Annotated in this window: 10 protein-coding genes; 7 read left to right on the top strand and 3 right to left on the bottom strand. The window is 46.9% G+C overall.

Annotation, left to right across the window (positions count from 1 at the left end):
- Positions 1-88 precede the first annotated feature (88 nt).
- From ABIE50_RS31840 to ABIE50_RS31820, 5 genes are all read left to right on the top strand, one after another.
- Entirely contained in the window at positions 89-1885 is a 1797-nt protein-coding gene (locus ABIE50_RS31840) for an alpha-L-fucosidase (RefSeq protein WP_209863201.1), read from the top strand.
- Positions 1886-1907: 22 nt separating this feature from the next.
- Entirely contained in the window at positions 1908-4067 is a 2160-nt protein-coding gene (locus ABIE50_RS31835; protein WP_209863199.1) for an alpha-galactosidase, read from the top strand.
- Positions 4068-4103: 36 nt separating this feature from the next.
- Entirely contained in the window at positions 4104-5447 is a 1344-nt protein-coding gene (locus ABIE50_RS31830) for an alpha-L-fucosidase (RefSeq protein WP_209863195.1), read from the top strand.
- 381 nt (positions 5448-5828) lie between these two features.
- Entirely contained in the window at positions 5829-7289 is a 1461-nt protein-coding gene (locus ABIE50_RS31825) for a sulfatase family protein (protein ID WP_209863192.1), read from the top strand.
- A gap of 340 nt (positions 7290-7629) precedes the next feature.
- Positions 7630-8232, top strand: a complete 603-nt coding sequence (locus tag ABIE50_RS31820; RefSeq protein WP_209863189.1) for a response regulator transcription factor — start codon at positions 7630-7632, stop codon at positions 8230-8232.
- Between the two features lie 11 nt (positions 8233-8243).
- Here the strand turns inward: ABIE50_RS31820 and ABIE50_RS31815 are convergent, their stop codons facing one another.
- The 3 genes from ABIE50_RS31815 to ABIE50_RS31805 are packed head-to-tail and all read right to left on the bottom strand — an operon-like array spanning position 8244 to position 10143.
- The gene (locus tag ABIE50_RS31815; protein ID WP_209863186.1) at positions 8244-8909 is read right to left on the bottom strand and encodes a siderophore-interacting protein; all 666 of its coding nucleotides are present in this window, start codon (positions 8907-8909) and stop codon (positions 8244-8246) included.
- 22 nt (positions 8910-8931) lie between these two features.
- Positions 8932-9210, bottom strand: coding sequence for a hypothetical protein (locus ABIE50_RS31810; protein ID WP_209863183.1), 279 nt, complete (start codon positions 9208-9210; stop codon positions 8932-8934).
- A 51-nt stretch (positions 9211-9261) separates the two neighbouring features.
- Positions 9262-10143 (bottom strand): AraC family transcriptional regulator, encoded by an 882-nt coding sequence (locus ABIE50_RS31805; RefSeq protein ID WP_209863181.1) that lies wholly within the window; start codon positions 10141-10143, stop codon positions 9262-9264.
- A gap of 362 nt (positions 10144-10505) precedes the next feature.
- On the opposite strand from ABIE50_RS31805, the gene ABIE50_RS31800 reads away from it, so the two are divergent.
- The gene (locus ABIE50_RS31800) at positions 10506-13028 is read left to right on the top strand and encodes a glycoside hydrolase family 95 protein (protein WP_354028274.1); all 2523 of its coding nucleotides are present in this window, start codon (positions 10506-10508) and stop codon (positions 13026-13028) included.
- A 68-nt stretch (positions 13029-13096) separates the two neighbouring features.
- A complete protein-coding gene (locus ABIE50_RS31795; protein ID WP_209863177.1) occupies positions 13097-14896 on the top strand; it encodes a glycoside hydrolase family 36 protein in 1800 nt (599 codons plus the stop codon).
- Position 14897: the final 1 nt, after the last annotated feature.

The following is a 14897-nucleotide window of genomic DNA, read 5'->3' as shown; positions in this document are numbered from 1 at the left end:
TCCCTTTCCCTGATACCATTTTCCAGGCATTTGCATATACCGGCGGATATGTATATTTTATACGGACATTACTACTAAATTTAGCTATATGTTCCACCGGATTCCCACGTTGCTGATACTGTTATGCCTGCTCAACCCGCTAGGAGCGAGCACCCAGGATATGCCGGACATGTGGAATAAAGGTGCCGTAAATAACAGATCGCATCCGGGGCTAAAATGGTTTAAAGAAGCAAAATTCGGATTGTTCATTCATTGGGGCCTTTACTCTGAGCTGGGTGGCCGCTGGCACGACAGCAGCTATTACGGCAGCGGCGAATGGATTATGAACCGCGCAAAGGCGCCTGCAGCTGAATATGCCAAAGTAGCTCAAACATTCAATCCTGTAGGGTTTAATGCGGAGGAATGGGCGGAAACGGCCCGGCAGTCAGGTATCAGGTACATGGTGATCACCGCCAAGCATCATGAAGGCTTCAGTATGTATGATTCCAAAGTAACCGATTTCGATATTGTTGATGCTTCCCCCTATAAAAAAGATCCGATGAAGGCACTTTCTGCTGCCTGCCGCGCAAAAGGGATACAGTTCGGATTCTATTATTCACAGTTCCTCGACTGGCATGAGCCGGATGGTGGTGGGAATAACTGGGATTTTAAAAATAAAGAGAAAGATTACCAGCGATATTACCGCACCAAATCAATCCCGCAACTGAAAGAACTATTAACCAATTATGGCCCCCTCGGCCTTATCTGGTTTGATATGCCTGGAGGCCTGACCGCTGAGCAGACCAGGCAAATGATCGATAGCCTGCGATTGCTGCAGCCAGGCTGCCTTTTCAGCAGCCGCGTAGGGCATGACCTTGGTGATTACCGCGACTTTGGCGACTCTGAAGTGCCGCCGGTTCCCATCTCCGGCGCATGGGAATCAATTTATACCCATAACGACTCCTGGGGATATATCCGCCACGATCTGAACTTTAAATCTCCCGCAGAAATTATACACCTCCTGGGAAATGTAGCCTCCAAAGGTGGAAACCTTATGCTCAACGTAGGGCCCGATGGAAACGGCAAATGGCCGGCTTACTCCGTGGATTACCTGAAAGCTGTGGGCAAGTGGCTGAAAACCTATGGAGAAAGCATTTACGGTACCACCTGGGGACTGATCCCCGCACAACCATGGGGTGTAACCACCAGCAAACCGGGAAAATTATTCCTGCATGTATGGCAGATGCCGGCCAACAGGAAGCTACGCATACCGGGACTAACCGCAAAAATTAAGTCGGTGAAAATACTGGGCAATAAAAATCCACTCACATGGCAACAACTGCCGGAGGAAACCATTATTAATCTGCCTGTAACGTTGCCGGATACACGAAGTACTGTGCTTGAGCTGGTGTACGCAGGACAGCAAACAGATTTATCGCAGCTCCGTACACAAACCGTGAGCAGTGAATATCCACAGGCGGAGATACCCGCTGTATGGGCCATTTTTAATGGGAAGGCCCAGAGCAGGCTTTTTACTTACTCCCATTACTTCGGTGACTGGAAGCATGATAACTGCATAACCGGTATGGTAACCCCCAACGATGCCATCATATTTCCACTGGAAGTGCAGGACGCAGGCGACTATAAAATTATACTTGACTATGCCTGCGAGCCTTCAAGCGCTTCACAGCAGGGGCTGGTAACCCTGGGCGGACAGCAGCTGCCGTTCCTTACACTGGAAACCGGCAGCTTCGGCAGTCATAAGCCCATGAATTTTATTCAACACGCAATAGGTATCATACATATCGATAAAGCAGGAAAACAAAACCTCGCAGTGAAACCGGTTTCCGGTAACAAAAATGAATTATGCTGGTTGAGGAAAGTGATCCTGCAACCGGTTAAATAACTTTTATAAGAAGAACAAGAACATGAAAAAAACAAACCTCCTGTTAGGACTGGTTGCCAGTCTTGGTTCAGGTATAGCAGTTGCGCAGGTAAAAACACCTGCGCCCGACTGGTTAATAAATCACCAGCCCTATACCGCCACGGTAACTGAAAAGAACAAGGAAATCACACTCAGCAATGGATTGCTGAGCCGTAGTTTTCGTATAACCCCCAACGTGATTTGTACCGACTACCGCAACCTGGTAAGCGGAGAACAATTATTGCGCGCCATTAAGCCGGAAGCCAGGCTCACAATTAACGGGCACAACTATATGATAGGTGGTGCATATGGACAAAAGCAACAGGCATACCTGCTCCCTGTATGGCTGGATAACCTGAAAGCCGGATCATCAGATTTTATATACAGCGGCCACCAGGTAACATCCATCTCCCCCTATTTAAAATGGCAGGCCAGGAGATGGTGCAGTAACTCAAAGCAGCCTACAGGGAAAGAGCTTACTTTTTCCTACCAAGCGCAGGCGCCTGAACTGAAAGGCATTCAGGTAAAAATACACTACGATATATTTGATGGAATACCGCTGATCTCCAAATGGCTGGAAATAGTTAACCAGAGCGGGCAGCCGGTAAAACTGCAACAAGTAGTGAATGAAATACTGGCCACACCGGAAGAAGAATCGGCCGTAGTTGGCAGTGTGAATAAAATGCAGGTGCCACACGGAATTTATATCGAAAGCAATTATGCTTTCAATAACGCCATGAAGGCAAATCTCAGTGATCAAACCACACACTGGAAGGCCGACAGTACCTACACCTCACAGGTGAACTACGACCTGCAAACACCCTGTGTGCTGGAAGTATACCCCACGGTGCCTGTTGGCGTTACCCTGGCCGCCGGCGAACATTTTGAATCTATCCGTACCTATGAGTTATTGTTTGATGGATATGACCGTGAAAGGAATGGATTGGCTAAAAGAAGATTTTACAGCACTATTGCACCCTGGACCACAGAGAACCCTGTTTTCATGCACCTGGTAAACACCGATCCGGTAAAAGTAAAAGCTATCATTGACCAGTGTGCTGAAACCGGCTATGAAGGCGTGATCCTTAGCTTTGGTAGTGGTTTGAATATGGAAGATACCAGCGCTGCCAATATCGCGAAGTTCAAAGCGCTGGCTGATTATGCACACAGTAAAAAAGTAATGCTTGGCGGCTACTCCCTGTTTTCGAGCAGGCGTATCAGTGAGGAAGATGATGTGATTAACCCTGCTACCGGTAAAACTGGTGGTGCATTTTTTGGTAACGCTCCCTGTATGGGTAGTAAGTGGGGCCTGGGTTATCTGCAAAAGATTAAAAAATTTATCAGCGCTACTGGCTTTGATATCTTTGAAAATGATGGCCCTTACCCGGGCGATGTTTGCGCATCCACTACCCATCCCGGCCACACCGGGCTGGAAGATTCCCAATGGAAACAAATGCAGTTGCAAAAAGGATTGTATCACTGGCTCAATGAAAGAGGCGTATATGTAAATGCCCCGGACTGGTATTTCCTGGATGGTACCAACAAAATAGCGCTGGGCTACCGCGAAGTAAATTTTTCCCTGCCACGGGCGGAACAACTGATCCTGAACAGGCAGAATATTTTTGACGGCACCTGGGAGAAAACCCCTTCCATGAGCTGGGGCTTTGTACCGCTCAGCGAATACCAGGGAGGCGGCGCCGCAGCCACCCTGGAACCCCTGAAAGACCACCTGGACGCTTATGACCAGCTGATGGCCCAGTATTATGGAGCCGGGGTTCAGGCCTGTTACCGGGGCCCGCGTTTATACGATACCGATAGTACCAAAGCCGTTGTCAGGAATATGATCGACTGGTATAAAAAGTATCGCAGTATCCTCAATACAGATATTATTCATTTACGCAGGGCCGACGGCCGCGACTGGGATGGCATTATGCACGTAAGCGCACAACTGCCGCAGAAAGCCCTGGTGATGCTGTATAACCCAACCCAACAGGCAATTACCCGGGAAGTGGCTTTGCCGCTGTATTACAGCGGTCTTACAAAAAATGTCCGTATCCGCGAAAAGGAAGGCGCGCTAAAAACGTATACGCTTGACCGTGGTTACATGGCACATGTAAAAGTAACCATTCCGGCAAACGGCTATACCTGGCTGGTGGCGGAGTAAACCTGTATCAAATCAAATCTGTATAATTTATTAGTTATGAAGAAACTATCACTTTGCGTTCTCACTTTCCTCGTGATGCTGGCAGCAGTAAATGCACAGGAAAAGAGAATATTTAACGAAACGGACGCGCAAAAAGAGCAACGGCTGGCCTGGTGGTTAAACGACCGCTTCGGGATGTTTATTCACTGGGGACTATACTCCATGCCTTCCCGGCACGAGTGGGTGAAAAGCAATGAGCATATTACAGACAGCGCCTATCAGAAGTATTTTGACCTGTACAACCCGGACCTGTATAATCCGCGCGAATGGGCCCGGCAGGCGAAGGCGGCAGGTATGAAATACGCGGTGATCACTACCAAGCACCATGAAGGTTTCTGTTTGTTCGATTCAAAATACACGGATTATAAAGCAACCAATACAGCAGCGAAAAAGGACCTTATCAGGGAGTGGGTGGATGCTTTTCGTGCAGAAGGATTGAAAATAGGGTTTTATTATTCGCTGATCGACTGGCACCATCCTGATTATACGATTGACCGTGTACACCCGCAGCGCCCTGCCGATCCAAAGGATTATGAGAAGCTGAATAAAGGACGTGATATGGAAAAATACCGTACCTACCTGAAGAACCAGGTGAAGGAGCTGATGACCAATTACGGAAAAATTGATATTCTCTGGACCGACTTTTCTTTTCCGGGAGAACATGGCAAAGATCATAACGACTGGAACTCACTGGAGCTTATTAAGATGATCCGCAAGCTGCAGCCCGGAATTATTATCAACGACCGGCTGGACCTGGGAGAGTATGAGGATGGCGGCGACTTTGCCACCCCTGAACAGTATAAGGTATCTGAATGGCCTACCCGTAATGGGAAACGCATTCATTGGGAAACCTGTCAGACTTTTTCCGGTTCATGGGGATATTACCGGGATGAAACCTCCTGGAAAGATAACAAGCAGCTGCTTGTACTGCTGATTGAATCCGTAAGTAAAGGCGGTAACCTGTTGCTGAATGTGGGGCCTACTTCCCGCGGTACTTTCGATGCCCGCGCGCAGGAAAGGCTTAAAGGAATGGGCGAATGGATGCAGGTGAACAGCCGTTCTATTTATGGCTGTACCGAGGCGCCGGCAGAATTCAAACGCCCGGATAACACCTTGCTGACTTATAACCCAACTACCAAACGGTTATATGTGCATTTGCTCGATTACCCGCTGCAGCGTTTTGAATTGCCCGGAATGAAAGGCAAGGTTAAATATGCACAGTTGCTGAATGACGGTTCCGAAATAAAAATGAGGGGCACCGACAAAGGCGACCTGGCCCTGGAACTTCCGGTGCGCAAGCCCGATGTGGAGATACCGGTAATAGAACTGGTGCTTCAATAATAACGGAATTGGTCCTGGAACACTGATTATGCTGATTATAATGATCAGCCTGATTTTTACTTTCTGAATTCTCTGGTGATAAGGGAGATGTAAGCGACTTAACACGCTTTATCTCCCTTTTATTTTCAAATTTTAAAACCAATTTCAAACTCTAAAACTAAATCAAACTAATCATTATAATCAACGTAATCAGTGTTCCAGGAAAAAATCCGCTTATATCTCCCCCTATTATCATCCTACAAAAAAACTAAATCAAACTAATCATTATAATCATCGTAATCAGTGTTCCAAGACAAAATTCGAGGGTCTAAGATTTTTTTAGGAAATCTCGGGAAGATGTATATTTTTATACTAACCATTTTTTATTGTTAAACATCCTGGATGAAAAACGCCTTTTTTTGCCTGAGTACATTCCTGTTAGTGGCTGTATCCTTCAGTTTTACACCACCATTGCCGGTTGCAAAAAAGCCGAATATCGTAATTATCTTCATGGATGACATGGGATATGGTGATCTTGAATGTTTCGCCGGCACACCCTGGCATACTCCTAATATTAACCGTATGGCCGCACAGGGCATGCGTTTCACTTATTTTTACGCTGCACAGGCAGTTTGCTCCGCATCAAGGGCTGGGTTGCTTACAGGCTGTTATCCGAACAGGGTAGGTATACACGGTGCTTTGTCGCCGGCCTCACCTATAGCATTGGACACTGCAGAACAAACTATTGCATCCATTTTGAAAGCGCAGGGTTATCGTACCGGGATGGTGGGTAAGTGGCACTTGGGAAGCAAGGAGCCCTGGCTGCCTTTACAACATGGCTTTGATGAGTACCTGGGCCTGCCTTATTCCAATGATATGTGGCCGGTGCATTATGATGGAAAGCCATATGCAGATACATCTGCCAATCCCCGGAGAAAATATCCGCCTTTGCCCCTGATTGAAGGTAATAAACCACTGAGGTATATTAAAACATTGGAAGACCAGTCGCAGCTCACCACCCTCTACACCGAAAGAGCCTGCCGCTTTATAAAGAACAACAGGCAGCAACCATTTTTTCTTTACCTGGCGCATAGCATGCCACATGTCCCTATTGCGGTTTCTGATAAGTATAAAGGGAAAAGTAAGGATGGGCTTTTTGGAGATGTAGTGGAAGAAATAGACTGGTCTGTTGGTCAGGTCTTAAAAGCGTTGGAGGAAAATGGCTTATCTGATAATACCCTGGTGATTTTTACCAGTGATAATGGTCCGTGGTTGTCGTATGGTAATCATGCCGGAAACACAGGTGGTTTGCGTGAAGGTAAAGGTACATCCTGGGAAGGCGGGGTGAGGGTGCCGTGTATAATGCGCTGGCCGGGAAAAATTCCTGCCGGTAGCGTTTGTAACAAAATGGCCTCTACTATAGATGTGTTACCTACTGTTGCTAATTTATGCGGTGCTGCATTGCCTGTCCGCAAAATTGACGGTGTGGATTTAAAATCATTATTGTTTAATGAAGCGGATGCAAACCCAAGGGATGAACTGGCCGTATATTATCAGGTGAACAGTCTGGAAGCTGTCCGGAAAGGGCCGTGGAAGCTGGTGCTTCCGCATAAGGCGAGAACATATAAACTAAATCTTCCCGGGTATGACGGTTTTCCGGGAGCGCAGCCGGAAGTAGAGGTGCCAATGGCCTTATATGATATGAGGCGTGACCCGGGAGAAACGCTGGATGTGCAGAAGCAGTTTCCTGAAGTAGTGAAAACCCTGGAGGCAATAGCAGAAAAGTACCGGTTGGTACTCGGAGACGACCTCACCGGGGCAAAAGGAACAGAACGACGGGCGGCTGGAAAAGTGCAATTGTAATATATATACTAAAGTATAATTTGTTTAAACGAGAGATGAGCTAACTTGTAAATAGTTGATTAGTAACCGATTAGATTCCCGTTATTCCATTAAAAGACTGCCGACAACCACGTTACATTTTCGTTTTATCGCTAATATAAAATGAATTGTATATTAATATTTATTGAAAAATCATATATGTATCCGATTGACTGCTGCATGTAATTGTTTCAAATTTGTTACGGGTATGGGAACCGTATGATTCTTTTCCATTATAATTTATCAACCATACCAGCCTCCGGGAACTAGCAGTTATTAATGGGAAACTTCATATGAATATACATAACCCAAAAGAAATATTATGAAAAAAGTGCGGCCTATTAATCCTGGTAGTTTAGGAGGAGCGCCTGTTTTAGACGTTTCGGGATTGCACAGCGAATCATCAGAAACGTTACAACAATTAGCAAAAGATATCTGCAACCTGGTTTTTATGGATATAGAGATACCCGGACTGACCGCGATAGAAGCCGCCAGCATAGTAAAAGCAGCTTACCCTGATATAAATGTGCTATTGCTCACCCTGAATGAAACGGAGCAGGAACTAAGGCCGGTACCGGCAGCCACCGATACGTTTAAAGTAGATCATGTACCGCCGGTTTCCCTGTCGGAATTTATTGCCCAGGTATATGAAACCGCTTTGCAATCGAACCTGGTAGCAGTAAACAAAGTACTGGCCTTTTTCCGGAAGGAGAAACAGGTTTATCAGGATCCCTATGGATTATCGCCGAGGGAGAAGGAAATTTTACGTTGCCTGGTAAACGGCGACACCTATAAGCAGATAGCCGACGGATGCCATATCAGCGTGGGAACAGTTCGCTCCCATATCATGAATATTTATCGTAAGCTCGATGTAAATTCCCGCTCCAATGCTATTGTAAAGGCAATGAAAGAACACCTGGTCTGATGCTGTAAGATTTAGCCCCAGAACCCCTGTGCCTTTACCTGTTTACCTTGCTGACGTAATGATTTACGCACCTGTATCACCATCTGCTGATTACCTGCTACATAATAAGTAGTATTTCCTGTCGGGAAATCATAATGGTATAGCCATTCATGCAAATCGGTGAGATAATGACCGTTATTGGAAAGCGGTTGCACAGGCATTTGCAGTAGCTGTCGTGTAGCAGGATCTTCCAGTTGGAGGAAACAATAAAACTGCTGTGCGGCTGCTTTTCGCAGATACAAAGAATGGAAGTGCCCGGTGGCACTTGCATCTCCTATGCAAACCAGGTATTGTGCATCAGACGGTTGATGGAAGCCGCCACCAGGTCCGGCATAATATACCTCATCACCAGGTTGCAGGTTCAATGCCCAGGAACTGCCAACGCCTTCATGCCCGCAATCCACTATGAGTGTGGCGGTTTGTTTAGCGGTATCCCAGTTTGCTACAGTATAATCGCGGTAAGTGTATGGCGCCACCTCGCATTTAAGATGCTGGGTGCTCCGTTCAGGTAATGCCTGTGGCAGTTGCAGGTGTATCTCCAGTAAAAAATTTCCTATCCGCGCCAGGTTTATTACACGCGCAGTTTTTCCTATGCGCGACATCAGGAAACTGGTCGCCCTGTCTTTAATCGAAATCATGTAAGTAAATATAATTGGGTGATTATAAGATGCCGGTCATAGAGGGGTAAGCCTGGATAATAAGGCGCCTGATATTTTCGGACCTGATGCTCAGGTGTTTGAAAACGCTCAGGGTTTCCAGTGCAGGAACCAGTTCAAGCATGTCTTTCCGCGCTGCAGTGTAGGCTTCACTGTGAGTATCCGTACATTGCTCAATAATTGCAACGTTAGCAAGGAAAGCAGCTACAGAACCTTTCCTCAGGGTTTGACCGTTTATTTCAACATGGTTAACATCATCGGGTAAAATTGCAGATGGTTTCATAAACTAATTGTTTCAGCAAAACTAACGGACCCTTACTTTTCCACTATTATACTATTCCGGGTTATAGTTATACTTTTCCCGGCTCGATATCCGGAAAGCAACAGGTGTTTGCCCGGTATGTTGCTTAAAAAAGCGGTTGAAATAGGTAACCTCGTTGAACTGCAGGCACCACGCTATTTCCTTGATGCCATGGGTGGAATGCAGTAACATACGCTTGGCTTCCAGTATCCGTCTTGCAGCCAGCAAAGCAGAAGCTGTTTGCCCGGTTTCCTGTTTTACTACCTCGTTCAAATGATCTGTAGTAACATGCAGCGCCTTTGCATAATCGCCGGAGCTGCTCCAGCTCAGCAGGTGTTTTTCCATCAGTTCCCGGTAACGGGTCAATAATTCCGGTTGCAGGGAGGATCCCTTGGTGTTTTCAGGAAGACAACGCATAAAGAATGTCAGCAGTACTGCCAGGTAATGCTGTAATACCTGCTCCTGAAGCGCTTTGCGGGTCTTAAACTCCTGCAGCAACTGTGCGCATAAGTGCCATATCTCCTGGTAGGTACGGCTGTCGGGTGTTACCGGGCATTCCATACATACAGGTAAGGCAGGGAAACCAGCTGGTAAAAAATCAGCCGTGAAAGAGATCAGGTACACATCCAATGCCTGATCCGCATCCGAAGATAAATGTACCTGCCATGGTGCCAGCAGGAACATACTCTCCGGGGGCATATCTATCAGCCTGAAATCTATCATATGCTGACTTCCCGTTTTACCCGTTACCGCCAATGTGTAAAACTCATGCCGGTGGGCAGTTGTCAGATCAGCATTGGGGTGATGCGCCGGTTCCCCGGCTTTTTTATAATGAACATCTATCATCAACCCCGGAACAACCTGAAGTTCTTCCAGCCGGTATGATGCAATGATGGATTGTTTTTCTTTTTTCATAGCAACATCCTCACTTTATTATCAGACGATCAGGGGAAACAATTATTGTATAATTTTTTTTCTTTTTGAACGACAGATACTTTTTTCATTTCAACAAGCCTGCATTTCTCCGTATTCCTTTCTTTTTTGTGCTGCCTCAAAAAGATACCTGAAAAAGGTAAAATTGCATATGTTTATTTGCAACCGATTGCATAGTTTCGGGTTATATTGATACAACAAGCATTAAAAGGTCTTGCACAAATACAGACTATACTAATTTAAAGCAGCCGGAGTTGTGTTGAAAACATTTGCCGGAAAACTGATGAATTCCATGATGAAAGACGAATGTCTGCATGCTCAGACACTCCAAAAATAATACACTGATGATAAAGCATTTGTTGGCAGTTTGGCTGATGTTAGCCTTCGTAGGCGCCGGTGCCGCATCACCGGCAGATTCCCTTCTGAAGCTCTGGTACCGGCAACCCGCCCGGCAATGGGTGGAAGCCTTGCCTGTTGGAAATGGTCGCATTGGCGCCATGGTTTTTGGAGGTATACAGCAGGAGGAACTGCAGCTTAATGAAGGCTATCTCTGGTCCGGTGTTCCCCGTGATGGTAATAATCCCGCAGCAAAAGAAGTGCTGCCCCTTATCCGCCGCCTGCTGGCGGAGGAAAAATATATGGAAGCGGATCAGCTGGCCCGCAAAATGATGGGCACCTATAGCGCCAGGTATCTAACATTGGGGAGTCTTTTTATCAACAGCGATATACCCGGTGAGGCTACGCAATATAAACGTGAACTGGATCTGAACAATGGAATAGCCAGGGTCCGCTATGTGGCTAACGGCATTGCCTATACGAGGGAAGTGTTTTGCAGTTATCCCAATCAGTTATTGGTGGTACGATATGCAACCAGTAAGCCCGGAGGGCTTAGTTTCAGCACCCGCTTCGCCAACCCCATGCCGCATACGAACTCTGTGGTGAATCCACACTATGTAGTAATGAAAGGCAGATGCCCGGAGTATGTGGCGGCAAGGGCCTATGAACCAAAACAGGTTGTTTACGGAAATAAAGGTATTAACTATGAGGTACATCTTGATGCACGCGTAAGCGGGGGACAGGTAAAAGCTGATACCGGCGGTATACATATTTCCGGCGCTACCGAAGCTGTCCTTCTCTTATCAGTAGGCACCAGCTATAAAGATGGATTACCCGATGGCAAGGATCCCCACCTGGCTGCCATAACCCCTTTACAACAGGCCGGAAGCTATGCCCGGTTATTTGATGATCACGTACACGACTATACGTCATTATTCAGCCGTGTGCAGCTCGATCTTGGAAAAGACAGTTCCGCCTTGCTGCCAACAGATGAACGACTGAAAGTATATACCCTTCACGGAGGCAACCGCGATCCGCAACTCACTACACTGCTATACCAATACGGCCGCTACCTGATGATATCAGGCTCCCGTAAAGGAGGACCGGCCATGAACCTGCAGGGATTATGGAATAAAGAAATGCAGCCGCCATGGGGCTCCAACTATACTATTAACATCAATACGGAAATGAATTACTGGCCATCAGAAACCGCTAACCTGTCGGAATGTGGTGGTCCTTTATTCGATTTTATCGCACAGCTGGCCAGGCACGGGCGTGTAACCGCTTCCGTTAACTATGGAGCTAAAGGCTGGACAGCTCATCATAATTCCGACATATGGGGTATGACCAACCCGGCTGGCGGTTTTGATTTTTCTGATCCCAGCGGTAACCCCAAATGGGCTATATGGCCTATGGGCGGCGCCTGGCTGAGCAGGCATTTATGGGAGCATTACCTGTTCACCGGTGATAAGAAAATGCTGCAACAGGTATATCCGGATCTGAAGGGAGCAGCAGTTTTTATGCTCGACTGGCTGGTGAAGGATAATAATGGTCAATGGATAACAAGCCCTTCTACCACACCGGAAAATAATTTTATGGTGAATGGTAAACGGGAAGGATCTGTAAGTATTGCCACTACCATGGACCTGTCCATTATCCACGACCTGTTTAATAACACGATCCGTGCGGCGGAGGTGCTGCAGCAGGATGCGGACCTTATAGCGCGTATAAAACAAACCATGAAGGAAATGTATCCGTTCCATACGGGGCAGTATGGCCAATTGCAGGAATGGTATAAAGACTGGGATGATCCGGAAGATTCCCACCGCCATGTGTCACACCTGTATGGCTTGTTCCCCGGGAATTTCATTTCACCACGTAGAGATACGGTACTATCGGCAGCGGCTATACGTAGCTTGCTGCTCAGGGGAGATGGAGGCACCGGTTGGTCTAAATCATGGAAAATAAACTGGTGGGCGCGCCTGGAAGATGGCAATCACGCTTATACCATGTTGAACAAACAATTATTCCTGGCAGGAGGGCAGGCAGTGAGTGTAGCCGATAACAGCGGAGGATCCTATCCCAACCTGTTCGACGCGCACCCTCCGTTTCAGATTGATGGCAACTTTGGCGTAACCTCTGGTATTACAGAAATGCTGTTACAGAGCCATGATGGTGTTCTATACCTGCTGCCGGCATTACCGGATGCCTGGCCTTCAGGCAGTGTAAAGGGATTAAAGGCCAGGGGCGGCTTTGAAGTAGATATGGAATGGAAGAACGGACAGCTTGCACATGCTGTAATCCGTTCTGCATTAGGCGGGAGCTGCCGTATTCGTACGCAGTTGCCCGTTAGTATTGATGGTAAGCCGGCAAAAGTGGCTGCTGGTAATAATACAAACCCGTTTTACCAGTTACAGCTCCCTGTGCGGACTGTTGTAAAGGATCCAACGAAATTGCCGGTGTTGCAGTTGAAAAAAGTTTTTGAGTATGATTTTTCAACTGCACCCGGTAAAACTTATAATATTTTATGAACTGTTCCGCCGTTTACTTCAGCTACTAACACTATTTGGGCGAATGCTATAAACAAATAATATCCACGATGAAAAAATATAGCTGGTTTTTGATTCCCTGTTTGCTCCTGGGAATAATTAATACCCGGGCAGGAACTCCGGGGCAGTTTGTTCAGACGCTGAAAAGTAGTACCCCGATGGTGTACACCGCTGATGGCCGCATAGCGCCCGGTTATATCAAAGTGATCCGTAACTGGAAGAATGATCAATGTGAAATACGTATAGTCAATACCGGTAGTAGGCCGCTGAGATTGAAAGAAGTAGTGACGGGCATAGCCGGTAAGATATTGCCCCCCACTACCCCGTTTTATGCAGAAGGATTCCAGATGCTTACACAAACGGCAGGCACTCTTGCCCACCCTGAAACGCTGGGTAACTATACAGATGCCGGGCATTATAAAATTCCCCAGCCGGAAGGATACCTGGCGGTATATAACCTGCTGCGTTTATACCCTGCAAACGGCGACCAGGTATTACTTGGCTATACTTCCAGCAGGCGTTTTGTAAGCAAATTCTATATTTCGGCAGATACTATCAAGACCGTAACCGACCTGGAGAATCTGGAACTGGCTCCAGGTACTGGTTTCAACCTGGAAGAACTAATGATGATCACCGGCAGGGATGGGAACGTGCTGCTGGACCGCTTTGCTGCCAGGATACAGGAACATCATCCCCGGCTTCAATTTAAACAACCGCCTACAGGCTGGTGCTCCTGGTATTGCTTTGGTCCAAAGGTAACCGCACAGAATATTTATGACAACCTGGATTATATAAAGAACAATATACCAGCACTGAAGTATATACAGGTAGATGATGGTTACCAGCCACATATGGGCGACTGGCTTGAGTCGGGAAATTCTTTCGGTGGAAATGTACAGCAGGTATTGCATACGATCCGCGAAAAGGGTTTTGAACCGGCCATTTGGGTAGCACCTTTTATTTGCGACAGTAATTCCGCTGTTTATAGGAATCATAAAGACTGGCTGGTAAAAGATGCATCGGGCGCACCTTTGCGTAGCGACCTGGTTACTTTTGGCGGCTGGCGGCTGAAGCCCTGGTATGTGCTGGATGGAACAAACCCCGCTGTGCAACAGCACCTGGAGCAATTGTTTCGCACCATGCGCAATGAATGGGGCGTTACTTATTTTAAGCTTGATGCCAATTTCTGGGGCGCCATTCATGGCGGTCATTTTTATGACACCCAGGCTACAAGGGTAGAAGCGTACAGACGGGGTATGGAGGCCATTCTCAAAGGGAGTGGGGATGCTTTTATACTGGGATGCAATCATCCGCTGTGGCCTTCGCTGGGATTGATTCATGGCAGCCGTAGCTCTATGGACATCAAACGCAGCTGGTCTGTATTTGAGCGTTCGGGAAGGGAAAACCTTTACCGTGCCTGGCAAAACGGCCGCTTATGGTGGAATGATCCTGATTGTCTGGTGCTGACCGGCAACATGCCCGGCAATGAATTTAATTTTCATGCAGCACTGTTATATGCAACCGGCGGTATGCTGCTGAGTGGAGATGATCTTACAAAAATATCACAGGAACGGTTACACGTTTTGAGAAAGGCTTTACCACCGGCGGCGAAGGCCGCTGCTTTTGAAGGCACTGGTTTTGAAATCGGGCAACTGACCACAACAGCAGGTAAACAGGTAATTCTTCTCAACTGGCAATCATCTTCCAAAAAATTAACAGTAAAACTGGATCAGCGATACCAGGTATCAGACTACTGGACAGGCGCCGATCTTGGGATTCATAACGGTTCTTTTGTAATGGACCTGGCAGGGCATGATGGCCGGGTATTGTTATTAACACCCAAAAAATAGA

The organism is Chitinophaga sp. OAE865 (assembly GCF_040546735.1).
Classification (GTDB): Bacteria; Bacteroidota; Bacteroidia; order Chitinophagales; family Chitinophagaceae; genus Chitinophaga; species Chitinophaga polysaccharea_A.
Note: the sequence above shows the minus strand (reverse complement) of the source record. Positions and strands in the feature narration are given on the sequence as shown.